Annotated in this window: 19 protein-coding genes and 1 pseudogene; 3 read left to right on the top strand and 17 right to left on the bottom strand. The window is 61.9% G+C overall.

Annotated elements, in window-relative coordinates; genetic code table 11:
- Positions 1-5: 5 nt before the first annotated feature.
- The 12 genes and pseudogenes from BBJ66_RS29905 to BBJ66_RS29850 all read right to left on the bottom strand — a co-directional run bounded on the left by BBJ66_RS29905 (position 6) and on the right by BBJ66_RS29850 (position 11792).
- A complete protein-coding gene (locus BBJ66_RS29905) occupies positions 6-1082 on the bottom strand; it encodes an ABC transporter ATP-binding protein (RefSeq protein ID WP_071092593.1) in 1077 nt (358 codons plus the stop codon).
- Entirely contained in the window at positions 1079-1879 is an 801-nt protein-coding gene (locus tag BBJ66_RS29900; RefSeq protein ID WP_071092591.1) for an ABC transporter permease, read from the bottom strand. The genes BBJ66_RS29905 and BBJ66_RS29900 overlap by 4 nt, the downstream gene beginning before the upstream one ends.
- A gap of 1 nt (position 1880) precedes the next feature.
- Positions 1881-2753: an ABC transporter permease gene (locus BBJ66_RS29895; protein ID WP_071092589.1), complete on the bottom strand. Its 873-nt coding sequence runs from the start codon at positions 2751-2753 to the stop codon at positions 1881-1883.
- Positions 2754-2864: 111 nt separating this feature from the next.
- On the bottom strand, positions 2865-3875 hold the full coding sequence (locus tag BBJ66_RS29890; RefSeq protein ID WP_071092587.1) for an ABC transporter substrate-binding protein: 1011 nt from the start codon (positions 3873-3875) through the stop codon (positions 2865-2867).
- A 51-nt stretch (positions 3876-3926) separates the two neighbouring features.
- Positions 3927-4251 (bottom strand): annotated as a pseudogene (locus BBJ66_RS29885) (NIPSNAP family protein).
- Positions 4252-4256: 5 nt separating this feature from the next.
- Positions 4257-5720 (bottom strand): aldehyde dehydrogenase, encoded by a 1464-nt coding sequence (locus BBJ66_RS29880; RefSeq protein WP_071092583.1) that lies wholly within the window; start codon positions 5718-5720, stop codon positions 4257-4259.
- Between the two features lie 4 nt (positions 5721-5724).
- Entirely contained in the window at positions 5725-6765 is a 1041-nt protein-coding gene (locus BBJ66_RS29875) for an LLM class flavin-dependent oxidoreductase (RefSeq protein ID WP_071092581.1), read from the bottom strand.
- Positions 6762-7697 (bottom strand): flavin reductase family protein, encoded by a 936-nt coding sequence (locus tag BBJ66_RS29870; protein WP_071092579.1) that lies wholly within the window; start codon positions 7695-7697, stop codon positions 6762-6764. The genes BBJ66_RS29875 and BBJ66_RS29870 overlap by 4 nt, the downstream gene beginning before the upstream one ends.
- Complete coding sequence (locus BBJ66_RS29865; protein WP_071092577.1) at positions 7694-8539, bottom strand: alpha/beta fold hydrolase; 846 nt, start codon at positions 8537-8539, stop codon at positions 7694-7696. The genes BBJ66_RS29870 and BBJ66_RS29865 overlap by 4 nt, the downstream gene beginning before the upstream one ends.
- Before the next feature lie 16 nt (positions 8540-8555).
- On the bottom strand, positions 8556-9158 hold the full coding sequence (locus tag BBJ66_RS29860; protein ID WP_025417784.1) for an amino acid synthesis family protein: 603 nt from the start codon (positions 9156-9158) through the stop codon (positions 8556-8558).
- Positions 9159-9579: 421 nt separating this feature from the next.
- Positions 9580-10275: a GntR family transcriptional regulator gene (locus tag BBJ66_RS29855; protein ID WP_071092575.1), complete on the bottom strand. Its 696-nt coding sequence runs from the start codon at positions 10273-10275 to the stop codon at positions 9580-9582.
- A 146-nt stretch (positions 10276-10421) separates the two neighbouring features.
- Positions 10422-11792, bottom strand: coding sequence for an FAD/NAD(P)-binding protein (locus BBJ66_RS29850; RefSeq protein WP_071092573.1), 1371 nt, complete (start codon positions 11790-11792; stop codon positions 10422-10424).
- Positions 11793-11992: 200 nt separating this feature from the next.
- On the opposite strand from BBJ66_RS29850, the gene tauA reads away from it, so the two are divergent.
- The 3 genes from tauA to BBJ66_RS29835 are packed head-to-tail and all read left to right on the top strand — an operon-like array spanning position 11993 to position 14702.
- Positions 11993-13006 (top strand): taurine ABC transporter substrate-binding protein, encoded by a 1014-nt coding sequence (tauA, locus tag BBJ66_RS29845; protein WP_071092571.1) that lies wholly within the window; start codon positions 11993-11995, stop codon positions 13004-13006.
- A 56-nt stretch (positions 13007-13062) separates the two neighbouring features.
- A complete protein-coding gene (locus BBJ66_RS29840; RefSeq protein ID WP_071092569.1) occupies positions 13063-13851 on the top strand; it encodes a taurine ABC transporter ATP-binding protein in 789 nt (262 codons plus the stop codon).
- A complete protein-coding gene (locus BBJ66_RS29835; RefSeq protein WP_071092566.1) occupies positions 13848-14702 on the top strand; it encodes an ABC transporter permease subunit in 855 nt (284 codons plus the stop codon). The genes BBJ66_RS29840 and BBJ66_RS29835 overlap by 4 nt, the downstream gene beginning before the upstream one ends.
- 58 nt (positions 14703-14760) lie before the next feature.
- Here BBJ66_RS29835 and BBJ66_RS29830 read toward each other — a convergent pair whose 3' ends face one another.
- From BBJ66_RS29830 to BBJ66_RS35115, 5 genes are read right to left on the bottom strand one after another with little or no spacing between them, the layout of a single operon-like run.
- Positions 14761-15531: a gamma-glutamylcyclotransferase gene (locus tag BBJ66_RS29830; protein WP_071092565.1), complete on the bottom strand. Its 771-nt coding sequence runs from the start codon at positions 15529-15531 to the stop codon at positions 14761-14763.
- Position 15532: 1 nt separating this feature from the next.
- Complete coding sequence (locus BBJ66_RS29825) at positions 15533-15841, bottom strand: hypothetical protein (protein WP_071092563.1); 309 nt, start codon at positions 15839-15841, stop codon at positions 15533-15535.
- An 11-nt stretch (positions 15842-15852) separates the two neighbouring features.
- Entirely contained in the window at positions 15853-16434 is a 582-nt protein-coding gene (locus BBJ66_RS29820) for an RBBP9/YdeN family alpha/beta hydrolase (RefSeq protein ID WP_071092562.1), read from the bottom strand.
- Positions 16431-16583, bottom strand: coding sequence for a hypothetical protein (locus tag BBJ66_RS35120; RefSeq protein ID WP_190238055.1), 153 nt, complete (start codon positions 16581-16583; stop codon positions 16431-16433). Before BBJ66_RS35120 ends, BBJ66_RS29820 begins: the two co-directional genes overlap by 4 nt.
- A 13-nt stretch (positions 16584-16596) precedes the next feature.
- A complete protein-coding gene (locus tag BBJ66_RS35115; protein WP_190238056.1) occupies positions 16597-16773 on the bottom strand; it encodes a hypothetical protein in 177 nt (58 codons plus the stop codon).
- Positions 16774-16798: the final 25 nt, after the last annotated feature.

Genomic DNA, 16798 nt, shown 5'->3' with positions numbered 1-16798 from the left:
GACTTTCAACAGAAGACATGGGCCGCACCCGGATCGAAATCCAGATGCACCGTGTCTCCACGGCTGAGCCCGGTGATCGCCTCGTGACCGAACGGCAGGCGAACGGCCAGCGCCTCGCCCTTCGCCGTTTCTGTGGAGACGTGGATATTGTTGCCGAGGAAGGTAATGTCGCTGACGGTGGCGGCGAGACCCGCTCCCGCCTGGGCGCGCGACAGCCGAATGCGCTCCGGCCTCAGCATCAAGGCCGCTTTTGTGCCGGCAGCCGCTTTTCCATGCACCGGAATGCGGTTGAAGACAGTGCTGCCGCCGAGCGAAATGGTAGCCTGTCCGTCTGATGACGACAGCAGGTCGCAGGAAATGAAATCGCTGTCGCCGATGAATTCGGCAACGAAGCGCGTCTTCGGATTGGCGTAGAGTTCGGGCCCCGTGCCGATCTGGTCGATGACGCCCTTGGAAAAGACGGCGATGCGGTCGGAGAGCCGCAGTGCCTCTTCCTGGTCGTGGGTGACGTAGAGGATCGTCACTTCGGTCTGCTGATGGATGCGGCGGATCTCATGCTGGATTTCCTCGCGCAGTTTCTTGTCGAGCGCCGACAGCGGCTCGTCCATCAGAAGCACCGGCGGATCATAGGCAAGGGCTCTGGCAAGCGCGACGCGCTGCTGCTGGCCGCCGGACATCTGCGCCGGCTTGCGATCCTCGAAGCCTTCGAGCCGGACAAGGCGCAGCATCTCCTTCACCTTGCTGTCGATCTCCGCCTTAGACTTGCGCCGGACCTTCAGCGGAAAGGCAATGTTTTCACCGACCGTCAGGTGCGGAAACAGGGTGTAGCGCTGGAACACCATGCCGATATTGCGCTTGTGCGACGGCGTGGCAAGCAGGGTCTTGCCCTCGAGCGTGATGTCGCCTTTCGTCGGATTGTCAAATCCAGCCAGGATATAGAGCGTCGTGCTCTTGCCGGATCCGGACGGCCCGAGAAAGGTCAGGAACTCCCCGCGCCGAACGTCGAGGGTCACGTCATGCACGGCGACCACGGGGCCGTATTCCTTGCGTATGCCGCGGATCTGAAGGAATGGTTCGTTCATTGTTTCAGTACCTTACGCACGACGGCAACCAGCGCCATCAGGATGATCGTCAAAAGGATGAGAAGGGTCGACGCGGCTGCGACAACAGGCGTCAGGTCTTGCCGCAGCGTTGCCCATACTTTCACGGGCAGCGTCTGCAGGGTCGGGCTGGACATGAAGATCGCCACCACCACCTCGTCCCAGGATGTCAGGAAAGAGAAGACAGCCGCCGAAAACAGCCCGTGGCTGATCGCGGGAAGGGTAACCCTGATCTTTGCTTCAAGGGGCGAGGCGCCGCAAAGCACCGCCGCATCCTCGATCGACTTGTCGAAACCTTCAAGCGCACTCGATATCGACAGGATCGAGAAGGGCAGCGCGAGCACCAGGTGCGAAATGACAAAGCCGGTCAGCGTACCGCCAAGGCCGATCCTGAGGAAGAAGGCGTAGAGGGCAACCGCCAGAACCACGACCGGAAGGATCATCGGCGTCAGGAACAGCGCTTTCAGCGCATCCCGGAACATGAACGAACCACGCACCAGTCCGAAGGACGTCACAAGCCCGAGCAGCACCGACAGGATCGTCACGATGACTGCGATCTTGAAGCTCGTCAAAGCCGATTCCAGCCAGCGCGGGTCGGCGAAGAGCTCGCTGTACCACTGAAACGTCCATCCCGGCGGCGGAAAGATCAGCCACTGCGAGGAGCCGAAGGACAGCGCCGCGATGAAGACGATCGGCAGCAGCAGGAAAGCTGCGGTCAGAAGCGTTATGCCGAGAAGGATGTATTTCCACCAGCCGAGACGGTCGAAATTGAGCAACATATCAACGCCCTCCCGGGTTCTGGTTGCCGAAGAAGCGCAGCTGCACGGCATAAAGCGAGAGCGTCACCACCAAGAGAACCAGCGCCGCAGCACCGCCCATTCCCCAGTTGACCAGCGACTGCACGAACTGCGCGATCAGCTCTGCGAGCATCATGTTGGCGGTACCGCCGAGAAGCGACGGCGTGACGAAATAACCGAGCGACATGACGAAGACCATGAGGGCGCCCGCCGCCATGCCGGGTGTGGCCAACGGCAGGAGAACACGCGTCAGGCACTGCCAGCGGTTGGCGCCGCAAAGGGCGGCCGCCTGCAGGGTCGACGGGTCGATCTTCTTGATCACGCCATAGAGCGGCAGGATGATGAAAGGCAGCATGATATAGGTCATGCCGATCGTCACGCCGGTCAGATTATTGACGAGTGCCAGCGGCTGGTCGATCAGACCCATTCCCATCAGCATCTTGTTGATGAGCCCGGTCCGCTGCAGGAGCACCATCCAGGCATAGGTGCGGGCCAGGAGGTTGGTCCACATCGACAGAAGCAGGATCGCGAAGATCATCGAGGTCAGCCGGCCGGGCATGATCGCCAGCGCCCAGGCGACGGGAAAGCCGATCGCGAGCGAAATCACCGTGACGAGACCCGAGACGATGAAGGTGTTGGCGAAAATCTTGAGATAGGTCGAAGACCCGATCAACTGCGCATAGTTTCCGAGACCCGGCACGGGTTCCAGCACGCTTCGCAACAGCAGTATCGCCACCGGCACGACGAAAAAGATACCGACGAAGGCGAAAGCCGGAACGACCCCGCTGAAACCCGTTGGCCTGCGTATCTTCGGCAAGGGCGCAATTACGCCGGAGGCATCGCTAAACGTCGACATGACAGTCCTTCCCACCCGTCAATTTCCGCGGGGCGCTAAGTGCGATAGATTGGCACTGGCGCCGCGGGGGCACGGCGACCTTCGCCGTGCCCGTTGATCTCAAGCTTCAGCTTATTTCGCCTGCCAAGCGTACCACTTCTCGCCGATCGCATCGCGATTATCAGCCCAGTAGCCCATATCGGCATTGACCTGGCTTGCGGTCTGCTGGTCCGGCAGGGTCTTGGCCGTTTCCGGGTCCATCAGCTTGGCCGAGTCAACATTGATCGGCGCATAGCCGGTGGCCTTTGCCAAGGCAGCCTGCGGTTCGGCCGAGGTCGCCAGTGCAATGAACTTCATCGCGGCTTCGACATTCGGCGAGCCCTTCGGGACGACGAGCGCATCGGCGGCGGTGATGTTTTGCTCCCAGGAGGTTTCAACCTTGATGCCGGTCGCCGCAAGCGCTGTCATACGGCCGTTCCAGACGCTGCCGAAGGGCGCTTCGGCGGATGCCAGCAGTTGCTGCGACTGGGCGCCGCCCGACCACCAGATGATATCCGACTTGATCGTATCGAGCTTCTTGAAGGCGCGGTCGAGATCGAGCGGATAAAGCTTGTCGGCCGGCACGCCGTCGGCAAGCAACGCCGCTTCGATCACGCCGGGAGCCGACCACTTGTAGAATGTGCGCTTGCCGGGGAACTTCGCCGTGTCGAACAGGTCGGCCCATGTCTTCGGGCAGGCTTTGACGGCATCGGCATTGCAGCCGATGACGAAGGAATAATAGAAGCTGCCGACCGAATAATCGGTGACAAAGCGCGGATCGAGCTTGGACTTATCGATGACGGAGAAGTCGAGCTTTTCGAGCTGGCCGTTCTTGCCGGCCTGGGCGGCATAGTCGCCTTCGACGTCGACAACGTCCCAGGTGACTTCACCGGCCTCGACCATGGCCTTGAGCTTGCCGTAGTCGGTCGGGCCGTCCTGCACGACGGTGATGCCGGTCTTTTCGGTGAACGGGCTTGCCCACGCCGCCTTCTGCGCATCCTGGGTCGTTCCGCCCCAGCTCGAGAAGACCATGTTGTCGGCGTGCGCCGGCGCGGAGACCGCCACGAATGCGGCAACCGCCGCGAAAGCAAATGTCGTTTTCATGTTCCCTTATATCCCTGTTCTGGTTTGTCCTACGGGTTATGCCTTATGCCGTCAGTGCGCCTCGCCCCTGGGAGAAAAAGCTTGCTGGCTTCATAATCTTGTTTTCCGCCACCTCGATCAGGTCGCGAATCTTGGGCAGAAACGCCTGCCACCGGGGATCGGCCATCAGCCGCTGGCGCCTCGCCTCTCTGTCATCAAGGCTCGCAAAGGCCCAGATGTGGACGATCTCGTTGATCGTGCCGATCTCCGAGAAGAAATAGCCGACGAGCGTGCCGAGATGACTTTTCTGGATCTCGATCCCCTCTTCCTCGACCACCTTGAGATATTGCGGGATCGTTCCGTTCTTCAGCCGGTAGGTACGGATTTCGTAAAACATCGGCGTCACCTCATCACGAAGGGATCGGGGATCGGATCATCCGAGGTCCGGAGCCAGATCGTCTTGGTGCGAGTGTAATCGAGAGCCGCGGCCATGCCGCCTTCCCTGCCGTGACCCGACAGACCAAAGCCGCCGAAGGGCGCGATCGGCGATACGGCGCGGTAGGTGTTGACCCAGACGATGCCGGCGCGGATGCCCTTCATCAGCCGGTGCGCCCGAGTGAGGTTCTGGGTGAAGATGCCGGAGGCCAGGCCATAGCGGGTGTCGTTGGCAAGCCTCAGCGCCTCTGCCTCGGTCTCGAAGGAGACGACGGAAAGGACCGGCCCGAAGAACTCCTCGATCAGCGACGGCGAAGCGACATCGTCGCAATCGAGGATCGTCGGCGGGAAATAATAGCCTTCGCCATCGATCTTGCGTCCGCCGGTGACCAGGCGGGCGCCGCTTTCGATCGATCTTTCGACGAGAGCGCTAATATTGTCCTGCTGGCGCTTTGTGGCAAGCGGGCCGACTTCGGTCGCCATATCGAGCGGTGCGCCGATGCGGATCGCCTGTGCCTTCTCGCGCAGCAGCGCGACGAACCTGTCCTTGACGCTGCGTTCGACGATCAGGCGTGAGCCGGCAACGCAGCTCTGCCCCGTCGCCGCGAAAATGCCTGCGACCTGGGCGTTGGCGGCACTGTCGAGGTCGGCATCGGCAAAGACGATAAAGGGCGACTTGCCGCCGAGTTCGAGCGATGTCGAAGCGAGGTTTTCGGCCGAGTTGCGAACGACGTGCCGGGCGGTCTCCGGACCGCCGGTGAAGGCGACGTGGGCGACCTTCGGATGACGGCCGAGTGCCGCACCGCAGGAGGCGCCGAAACCGGTGATGATGTTGACGACGCCGGCGGGAAAGCCTGCCTCATGCACGAGGCGGGCAAATTCGAGAAGCGGCGCCGGGCCGTCTTCCGAGGCCTTGACCACCATGGTGCAGCCGGCGGCGAGCGCCGGGCCGATCTTGACCGCCGATAGGAACAGCTGGCTGTTCCACGGCACGACCATCGCAACGACGCCGATCGGTTCGCGGCGAAGCCAGACATCCATATCGGGCTTGTCGATCGGCAGGTAAGACCCTTCGATCTTGTCTGATATGCCGGCATAGTAACGATAATATTCGGCGACATAGGCGATCTGCGCTGAGGTTTCGCGGATGATCTTGCCGGTGTCGCGCGTCTCCAGTTCCGCCAGAATCGGGGCGTTGGCGGCAACCAGGTCGGCGAGCTTGTAAAGCAGCTTGCCGCGTTGGGTGGCCGTCATTTTCGCCCACGGGCCCTCATAAAGCGCCCTGTCGGCAGCGCTGACAGCCCGATCGACATCCGCTTCGCGGGCTTCGGGCATTTCAGCCCAGGCCGCGCCGGAGGCGGGATCGATGCTCGGATAGGAAGCCTCGCCATCGGAGAATTCGCCGTCGATATAGTGCTGGAAACGCCGCATGGTGCTACTCCTGAAATGCCGGCATGACCTCGGCGATGAAGCGCTCGAGCGACGCTTTCTTGCGCTCGAAACTCATGCCGGTGTCGATCCAGAAGGAATATTCGTCGTAGCCGAGGGCCTCATAGGCCTTGAGCCGGTCGATGACGGTCCGGGCATCTCCAACGACATTGTTGGTGCGCATGACCTGATCGGACAGCATCGCGTTTGCCCGGATCTGCTCGTCCGGAATCCGTTCGATCAGGCCTTGGGTAATCGGCTTCTCATTCTTGAACCAGGCGAAGAAGTAGTTGTAGTAAACGCTGAGTTCATGGGCCGCCTGAGCGACGTCTTCTTCCGACGAGCCGACATAGGTATGGCGCAGCAGCATGATCTTCGGCCGCTCGATATCGGGATTCTTGACGCAGGCATCGTTGAAGCGGTCCATCAGCGACTGGACCTCGTCATCGCCCTGCCAGAGCGGCGTCACCTGAACGTTGCAGCCGTTGGCGACGGCAAATTCGTGCGAGTTCGGATCGCGCGCGGCAACCCAGATCGGCGGGTTCGGCTGCTGCAGCGGCTTCGGCGCCGAGGTGGTCGCGGGGAATTTGAAGAACTCGCCGTCATGGGCGTAGTCGCCGTTCCAGATGCCCTTGACCGCCGGGATGAGCTCGCGCATGCGCTGGCCGGCGCCCCAGGCGTCGAGACCCGGCAGCAGGCGCTCGTATTCGAAGGAATAGGCGCCGCGGGCAATGCCGATATCGAGCCTTCCGTCGCAGATGATGTCGGTCATCGCAGCTTCGCCGGCAAGCTTGATCGGATGCCAGAAGGGGGCGATCACCGTTCCCGTTCCCAGCCTTGCGCGCGATGTGCGGCGCGCGAGATCGGCAATGGTCACGAAGGGGTTGGGGGCAATGGTGAAATCCATGCCATGATGCTCGCCCGTCCAGATCGCATGCATGCCGCCCTTGTCGGCGATCTCGCAGAGCGCGACGAACTCCTCATAGAGGCTCTTATGGGTCTGGCTGGCGTCGAGCCGTTCCATATGGACGAAGAGGGAGAACTTCATGCTTTTGCGCCCTTGGCTGGAATGGGGTGAATGGTGCCGCCTGTCTCGTCGCCGAAATAGACGCCGAAATTGCCGATCGAGCTTTCCATCGCGAAGCGGTTGACGATATCGGCGGTCGAACTGGTCTTGAATTTCGCCGCAGCCAGGGCGTCAGGTTTTACGAACCTGCCGCCGGCAGGCTCACCGTCTCCGGCAACGGCGTGATAGACGATGTGCTGCTTGCCGTCGCTCTTGCCCTCATAGACCGAATAGAGAAAGCCGATGCTGACCTTCAACCCGGTGAGCGTCTCCAGATATTCCTGCAACGCCTCGGTCGGGTTGCCGTCATGGGCGTCGACGCTCGGCAGGGAGAGCACATCGTCGCCAAGCAGCAGAACCTCTCCGCGGCGCTCGACGACGGCCGCAAGTTCGATATTGCCTTCGCTTGCCGCGGAAACCGCCTTGCTGGCGAGCGTCGGCGTGAAATAGCCGCCGCGGGCATAGCCGAGGCCGTTGCGGCCGCTATTGTCGAAGGATTCGATGCGCCCCATCAGGATGACATGGTCGCCGGCCTCAACGACCTCCTCCATGGCGCATTCGAACCAGGCGGCCACGTTCGAGAAGATCGGGCAGCCGGCCGATCCCTTGGCCCATTCGACCGCCGCAAATCTATCTTCGACCGGCCGCGCAAAAGTGTTCGACACGTCCTTCTGCGTTTCCGACAGCACGTTGATCGCGAAATGCGGCGTACCGGTCATGGTGGCGAAGTTGCGCGACGTCTTGGCAAGGCAAACGAGGAGCAAAGGTGGATTGAGCGAGACCGATGTGAAGGAGTTCGCGGTGAAGCCGATCGGATTTCCTTCCCCGTCGCAGGCGGTGACGACGGTCACGCCTGTGGGAAAAGCTCCGAATGCATCTCGCAATGCTCTTGGGTCGACAGTTTGCATCGTCATCGTTCATCCTCCCCGAACGACAGCCACTCGGCGAGCAGCGAATTTACGATATCAGGCGCGGTCAGGTTCACCATATGACGGTGACCGTCCACGATACGGGCAAAGCCCTTCGGCGCGAGCGCCGCCATTTGCGTCGCCATCAAGGGCGTCGAATTCGGATCGTCGGACCCCGTCAGGAACAGCGCCGGACCAGCCACGTCTTTCCAGCGGTCGGCATAGGTCTCGTCTCCGCCGGCAAAAGCGGCGTAAGCGACCGCATAGCCTTCCGGATCGACGAGATTGAGCCATTTCCGCGTCAATTCCCGCGCAACGACGCTATCGGGATCTTCGCCGAACCAGCGAGCCAGCGGGCCTTCCTTGTCCACGCCCGTCACCGGAATGGCCGCGGCCCGTGCGAGCACGGCAGCCTTTGCCTCAGGGTCGCGTCTGTAGACGCCGTTGAGGTAGGCGACACGGCTGATCCGTTCGCCGAACGTCGCCGCCGCTCCTCCCGATACCAGCGCACCCATGGAGTGGCCGGCAACATTCACAGTCTCGATCGCCATCTCGTCGAGAAAGCGCCCGAACCAGGCGACGAACTCCTCGAGGCGGCTGCCTACCGGCAGCTTTGCGCTCTCGCCATGGCCCGGCATGTCGACGGCGATGACGCGGTAGCCGGCCGACAGAAAGGCGATCTGCGGCGCCCAGGCTTCAAGCCGCATACCGACGCCATGGATGAGAACCAGCGGCTCGCCGCTGCCGGCCTCGTGATAGGCTGTTCCGCTTGCCGTCTTCTTTCGCGGCAAGTCGCCGGCGGCGCTCTTTGCTGCAGCGGCGCCCGAGATCGATCCAGCTGTCAGCATCTCAGCGCCCACCCCTTCAAACGCCCGCAGGATTGGCGACGTCCTGCCCAAGATCTTTCAGATCCTGATAACGGTCGCCAATGCGGTGATGCGGACGTCCGCCGACCGAAGCGCCGAGAGCCACGACGATCTCGTCGGCAGCAGGCGCGTCGGGGATCGAGGTCTGGATGGTCAGGTAGTGCGAACGGCGGCCTTCGTCATTCTTGTCCATCAGCGGGATCATGATCGGCGCATTGGCAGGACCGCGGGTGTTGCAGAAAGCGAGATAGGACTTGGCGCCGACGGCATGGCGATAAAAATTGCCGAAGCGCAGTGTGTGGATGAGCGCGGAGGCGTGTTCGATCTCGCCGTTCAGGCCAACGACGGCAGCCTTTCCATAGGCTTCCACAGCCTCGCCGGAGCCGACCGCATCGATGATCATCTTGGTCAGCAATTCGCCAAGAATGGGAGCCGCCGCATGGATTTCCGGCTTGAGGTTCTCGACAAAGCCGAGTCCCGCCCAGGGATTGTTCACGACCGCGAAGGCAGTGAACAGCTTCAGCGGCACTGCCGCGGCCTTGCCGCCCTCGATCAGCGTCGTTTCGATCTGCAGTCCCGTCTTGCGAATTTGAATGGCCATGGAACACCTCGTCTCTCTATCGTGTATTATGGTATACCATAATATATGAGTGTCAAGTTGGTTTCTGCGACGACGCAGATTGAGGTTCGATCTTTGAAAATCTGCGATTTTCCGCGCGCTCCCGAACGCTCGGAAGCGCTTCTTGTTTATCCTGCTGTCAGGAACCGCATGGCAGCACGGCCGTCCGCAGCGACGCGACAGGCCAGAACGCTTAAATATCCCCGGCCCATATGATACCGCCTTATATATTATTGATTATGGCATACCATCACATCGAGCAAAGACAGGTGTCAAGCTCGGAGTGTAGAGTTCCGGGGAACGTGATTGCGAATGCGCAGGAGGCATCGACAAATGACGATGCGACAACGCCTTGCCGGCGATCTGCAGCGGTCGCTAATGCAATGCGACGCGTTTTAAGGAATTATTCAGCAGGCTTCTGAGCGGACAACACCGCCTCGGCAATTGCGCTCGCCGCCGCGACATGATCCATCGCCGCCCGCTGGGCGCCCTCGCCGTCGCCGCGGCGGATGGCGTCGATGATCTTCGACATCTGCAGCGGCCCTTCGATGCCGCGCCGTTCCGTCTTGATCGTCATCGAGCGCAGGTGGTTGATGCGCACGGTGAGAAGGTTGACGACGCCCCAGGCGACATGCCTGTCGACCATGGTGAACAGCGTTTGATAGAAGGAAGAGGTATTGGCCAGCACGCCGGCCATATCGCTGTCGCGATAGCTGTTGCGGATTGCGGTCAGGGATTCCTCGAGCGCAGTGACGATCTCGGGGCTGCCGCGTTCGGCGCACAGCCGTGCCGCCATGCCTTCGAGCGCGCCACGGATCTCATAGATCTGTTTGGCTTCGTCGATATCGAGCTGGGCGACGATCGGTCCCTTGTTCGGCAGATTGGCGACGAGCCCTTCCGATTCCAGATGTCTCAGAACCTCGCGCACCACCGTCCGGCTGACGCCGAGCTGGGCGCAGAGGTCGCGCTCGACAAGGCGGTCTCCGGGACGGAAGTATCCGTTGACGATGGCCTCACGGACCTTGTCGAGCGCCAGTTCCCGCAATGTCTTCGCAGGACGCTCGACCCTGATTGTTGCGTCCTTCAGAGCACCGCTCATGCTGTACCTCAGTGTTGGGATTGACTTCGCAGGCTCAAGCTTTTGCTACGGCAGCCGAACTCGGGAATCGTATTATGGCCTACCAAATACTGTAGCTGTCGGCGGCCGGCAATTCAACAGCACCGTAGAGATCCGAGATTGCCAGCCTATGCGTCGGAATTGGGCCTCGTCCTGACGATCTCCTCGGCCACGGCCTTCGCCTGCAGCCGGATGTCAGGGACGGCGGTGATCTCCCAGAATTGTCCCGCCGTCAAGGCGCCGACGGCAAACAGCCGGGCCGGCGAGATCCGGGATGGGGCCGTCACCTCGGAAGCCGCATCCACTTGAATGCCGAGGCCAAGCGGGTCGGGAATGATCAGTTGAAACCGGCTCATTTCCTTTAACAGCGGTGAATGGCTGATCCCGGCTCGCTCCATACCGGTGCAATTGACCAGCCAGTCCGCGTTGATCTCGGCGATCTCACGCTTGGCTCTGACCCTGTATCCGGCGACGAGCCTCCCTTCCCTGACCTCGAGCGATTTCAGGAAGCCCGCATGAAAGCAAACGGTTCCGTCTAAGACCAGTTTCTCGAAGCCGGCGAACACGTCGGGCGCGACCCGGTGGCGATGGATATTCCACCAGGGAAGCGCATGCCGCAGGAAACGCGCCCGCTCTTCGTTCGAAAGCCGGTGCCAGAGAGCCTGCGTGACCGGCCTCAGGCCGTCCATCACGCTCCGCCAGTCGGCGACCGAGCTGCTCTTTTCCCGCAAGGTCTTCAAGATCCCGCTGATCGTGCCGGGAAGTGTGTGAACGTCGATCGGCAGAGGCGCGGGCGGCGTCTTCGCATGGCCGAGCGGCGCCAGGCCGCGCCGCGACAGCACGTCGATCCTGCCTCTATGGCCATGGGCGCGAAGTGCCAGAACCTGATCGATCATCGTCAGGCCGGAGCCGAGAATACAGACCGCATCGGACAGCGCGACGCGCCTCAGCCAGGAGAGCCGCCACGGGTTCTCGATGATCCGCGATCGCAGCGAGGATGGGACGCCGGCCGGATCGACGGGAAGGTTCGCATTACCGACGCCGAGACAGAGCACCACATTCTTCCCGGCGATCTCGTCGCCATTGCCGAGATGGAAGGCGAGCGTGCTCGTGTAGCGTTCCACGCATCCCGCCGCCTTGGCCTTGATGAAATCCACCCGGCAACGGCCATCCCGCTTTCGAAGCAGCCGCGCAAGCGTATCCCTGACATAAAGACCGTAATCGCTGCGCGAGGCGAAATCGCCCGCCTGCAACTGACGTCCATGGCTTTTCAGCCAGTCGACGAAATCGTGCGGATGATGGGGCAGCAGGCTCATGCGGCCGGCGGGAACATTGAGGCGATGGAGATAGAGCTCCGTCCTATATGCCGTCCCGCGCCCGAAACCGGGATCGTCGCCGACGACGGCAATCTTCGCCGAAGCGGGAAGCTGCTCGATGAGATTGCAGGTCACAGCGATGGCTGAAAAACCGGAACCGACCACGATCACATCGTATATCAATGCATTCTCCCTGAAGGCCCGTAACGCCGGTTCTTGTCGCTCACCCGCCCCAAGATCACCCAAGCAGCAGAATCACGAAAACAATTGTCCCTATAGTCTATAAATATAGTTTGTTATTTCTCCCGCCAGCCCCTTCTCGACGATTACCCTTTGAAGGTGAGATCAAGGGGCCGGGTGGCCCTCGAACAAAGGGGCTCAAGATGAATTTCAAAAAACTGATTGCCGCGATTGCCTTGGGCGTCGGCACTCTTGCAACGGCTGTTGTCGCTGAGGCGGCGGATAAAAAGGTCGTCGTCGGCTATCAAACCGATGCCTTGCCGTCTTCGGTGGCGATCGCCAACGGCGAATTCGCCAAGACGACGGGATATGAGATCGATTTCCGCAGGTTCAATTCGGGCGCCGAGATCTTTGCGGCCATCGCCTCCGGCGACGTCCAGGTCGGCTATGTCGGCTCCAGCCCGTTTGCGGCTGCGGTATCGCGCGGGCTCGAGGTCAAGGCCTTCTACCTCGCCTCCATCTCGGGCATCGACGAGGCTCTCGTGGTCCGCAACGGATCCGGCATCGAGAGCCTGAACGATCTGAAGGGCAAGAAGCTTGCCGCCGCGCCTGTTTCCACCGACCATTATCAGCTTCTGGCGCTGATCAAATCGCTGGGGCTGACCGAGAAAGACGTCCAGGTCTTCGCAATCCCGCAGCCTGAGATCGTCGCGAGCTATAACCGCGGCGATATCGACGGCGGCTTCGTCTGGGATCCGGCGCTCACCGAACTCAAGAAGAACGGCAAGGTTCTGGTGACCTCCAAGGACGTCGCGGACAAGGGTGCGCCGACATTCTCCGCCTGGGTTGCAACCTCGACGTTCGCGACCGAGAACCCAAAATTCCTGAAGGGCTTCGCCTCGGTCATCAACAAATACTACGCCTCCTTCGCATCAGATAAGGCCGCCTGGGGGCCCGACAGCGACAACGCCAAGTCGCTCGCCAAGCTTCTCGGCGGAACGGCCGAGCAGCAGGCCTCGGCCCTGAAGAACCTGACGCTGCTCACCCCCGAGGTCCAGGCATCGGACGCCTGGCTCGGCGGCGGTGAAAAGGCGGGCGCCGGCAAGATCCTCAAGGACACGGCCTCGTTCCTCAAAGAACAGGGCAAGGTGTCCGACGCGCTGGCAAATTACGGCGCCTTCGTCGCCGCAGACGCGCTTACCAGCGTCAGCAACTGATCCTCCCCGATGCCGGCGCGACCGTCGTCGCGCCGGCATCGACTTGCGAGCGCACCATGCTTAAAGTCGATCACGCCAGCGTTTTCTTTGCAGCCCGGGACGGGCGGACCGTCCACGCGCTCGATCGCGTTTCCTTCGATATCCCCGAAAAGGGTTTCGTCGTCGCTCTCGGCGCCTCGGGATGCGGCAAATCAACCCTTCTCAACGCTATTGCCGGTTTCCTTCCGTTGTCCGATGGCCGGATAACGCTCGATGGCCGCGCGGTCGAACGGCCGGGCGCCGATCGCGGCGTCGTCTTTCAGAAAGATTCGCTGCTGCCCTGGAAATCGGTGACCGACAATGTCGCTCTCGGCCTGAAATTTGCCGGCGTCAACCGCAAGGAGCGGCAAGCGCGTGCGCACGAACTGCTCCGGCTCGTCGGCCTTGACGAATTCGCCAATGCCTTTCCCTACGAGCTGTCGGGCGGCATGCGCCAGCGGGTCGGCATCGCCCGGGCTCTTGCGGCCAATCCTGATATCCTGCTCATGGACGAGCCGTTCGGCGCGCTCGACAGCCTGACACGCGAGCAGATGCAGGAACTGCTGGTTTCCGTCTGGAACAAGACGGCAAAGAAGATTTTCTTCATCACCCATTCGATCGAAGAGGCCCTGTTCCTCGGCACGCAGGTTCTGGTCATGTCGCCTCGGCCGGGGCGCGTCGTCGCCCGCTTTGATCTCGATTTCATCAACCGCTTCGCCGAAACCGGTGACGCACGATCGATCAAGGCGTCGCCGCAATTTGCCGAGTTGCGCGAGGAGATCCGCGCCATTCTCCATAGCAGCGAAGATTTGAGGAGTGTGGCATGAGCGATATCGTCCAGTCTCCGCCGATTGCGGCGCATAGAGGGGACCGTCAGGTCAAGCTGGTGAAGATGGCAAGCTTCGGCGCCGGCGAGAAATCCACGGTGGCGATCAGCGTCGCCACCGCCTTGGCTATTCTGCTGCTGTGGTGGCTCGTCTCCGCGCTCGGCCTCGTGCCGCATCTCTTCCTGCCGCGTCCGGACGAGGTGCTGACGCAGATCGGCCTCGTTTATCGCGACGGTTATGCCGGCGCATCGCTTTCCGAACATATCCTTGCGAGCCTGTTCCGCATCGTCGTCGCAGCGCTGATCGCCATCTCCGCCGGCATTCCCCTCGGCTTGCTCATGGGCCTGAACCGCTGGGCCAAAGGGGTGCTCGATGCGCCAATCGAGTTTTACTGGCCGCTTCCGCCGCTCTCCTACCTGCCGCTGATGATCATCTGGCTCGGTATCGGCGAAACGTCGAAGATCACGCTGCTGGTGCTGGCGATGTTCGCGCCGATCTGCCTCTCGGCCCAGGCCGGCGTTCGTTCGCTGCCGATCGAGCGCGTCAATGCCGCCCGGTCGCTCGGCGCGAGCCGGCTGCAGCTGTTCCTCGACATCGTGCTGCCGTCCGCCCTGCCCGAGATCCTCACCGGCATCCGCATCGCGCTCGGCGTCGGCTGGGGCACGCTGGTCGCGGCCGAGCTGATCGCCTCCACGCGCGGGATCGGCTTCATGATCATGTCGGCATCGCAATTCCTGGCAACCGACGTCGTCTTCGTCGGCATCGGCATCATCGCGATCTGCGCCTTCACCTTCTCGGCCGCCATCCGTTTCCTGGAGGCCTACCTTGTGCCCTGGAAAGGCAAGCTCTGAGGGAATGAGCCAATACAAAACGTCAAAGCGTCGTAGGTCTTAAAAAGACGCGTGGCGCTTAACGGCTTTGCGTGACCCCGTTGAAGCCGTGTATCGACAGGAGTTCGGCTGCGACGAGCTCCTGAAGCCGCCACAAATTGCGATCGCGGATGCCGCGTTCTTCCAGATGCTTGACCGTCAGATAGAGATATTCGGCGCAGGAGCCCATATGTCCGCAGGCCCTGGCAAGCACGCGCGCGACCGTCTCCAGCGGCAATTTGCGGGAAACGCGCTCCCCCTTCGGGCCGGCCCAAAAGACCAGGGCGCGCACGAAGCCATGTGCAGTTTCAACCGGAATCCAGCGAACCGTCGCCGCATCTTCGATCGTGCCGACCTCGCGGCGGATCAACCGCCGAATCTGGCCGAGCCGATCATCATCGGCAAGCCTGAACAGGATGCCGTTGCAGCGTCCGCCGCGATCAAGCGCCATCATGAGGCCGGGCTGAGCCCGGCTTCCCCGCCAGCGTGTCATCTTCAGGCAGAAGGACCGATGCCAACCCCTTGCTGCGCCACGCTGCCACTCGACGGCATCGAAGTCCGGCTTCCATATCAATGAGCCATAGGCGAAGACCCAGAGCGGCGCACTGTCGGATTCCTCGAGCAGCCGCCGGGCGAACATCTCCACCTCCATCTCGGTCAGCGGCGTCCGGTGCGGCTCGGGGCCGGGATCGAGCTCGGGGCGAAGGCTGAGCGATACCAGCTCGTCCGTGAGAGCCATACTGGTTGCGCCGGGCATCCGAACCTCGCTTCGCCGCATCCCGGCCTGCTTATGCTCGGTGATGTCCCTCACCTCAATGCACCGTAAATCTGGCCGCATCGGCCCGGCGCCGCTGCAGGCTGCGGATCAGCATCGCGGCCTCCCTGACGATCGCCGCAAATGTCGTATCGTCGGCCTCCGCGATCCTGCCCGTCATGTCGGAGATGATCGTCGTCAAATGGATGATCGAATGGCGATGTTGCGCCTCGTCCGGCCCGATTTCCGCGTCGGCCATGGCGAGCAGCGTCTGCACCAAGTGTTCCATGGTTTGCCGGCGCCGGCTTCGCGGGTCGGCATTCGGATCTTCGCTGAGGCGCAGGAGATCATCGACGATATCGGACATTCCGCTTCCATTCACATCGCGAAAGCCGGCCGCGCGGAAACGTTGCGCCTTCGATCGCCGGCGCGCATCTTCAGGGCATCCAGCAGCCGGTAGCCGGTTCGCCAGCGGCCAAAACCGCTGGCGATATTGATGTGGCCGGCAAGGCCAATATTCCTGGTTTCGGCCCTCCACAGGCGGCCAAACAAGGTCAGCCGATCGACCGTCATGTAGGCATCGTTCATGCTGCCGACGACGATGCTCGGAAATGGCAGAGGCGCCGTCGGCATGCCGCCGAACGAGATATGCCCGGGATGCAGAGTTTCCGTGGCCGGCAGATCGCAGGGAGCAATGAGCAATGCCCCTTTTACCCGACGGGCAGCGCTTCGCCCGGCCAGCCGGGCGGCGAGCAGACATCCGAGACTATGGGCAACCAGGTAGGCCTCACCGGCCTCTTCGAGCGCTCCCTCCAATCGCGGCAGCCAGTTGTCGAGGTCGGGATGGCTCCAATCGTCCTGAGCGACATAACGGCTGCCCGGCTGATCCTGCAGCCAGTGCTGCTGCCAATGCCCCTCTCCCGAGCCGAACAATCCGGGAAGGATGAGGACTTCGCTCATCGGATCAGCCCGATCACCAGCGCGAACAGGAAGGTGAAGGAACCGACAATCGTGCAGATCCCGGCGTCATGCCTGAACTGCGACATGACGCTTCCCGTTGTTCCTCTTGTTCCCTGCCGACGGAAGCCGGTCTCGACGACGATCGCCATCCCGCACCCCTCCTCAATACCAAAGTCCGGGCATCGCGCCCCAATAATGGAGTTCGTATTCGCGCGCCGACCGGTCCTGCTCTTCGTCGCGGGCAAGCCATCCGTTTACAGGCTGCCGCCCAGCCGGACTTTTCGGATCGAAAAAACGGCCGATCGCGCGTTTCAGCCGGAAATAGAAATCAAGCTTCATGCGAGCCTCCTGTCGGGGAGCGATG

Origin of the sequence: Rhizobium sp. RSm-3, from assembly GCF_001854685.1 — a bacterium.
Lineage (GTDB): Bacteria > Pseudomonadota > Alphaproteobacteria > Rhizobiales > Rhizobiaceae > Rhizobium > Rhizobium ecuadorense.
This window is presented reverse-complemented; position numbering and strand designations above follow the sequence as displayed.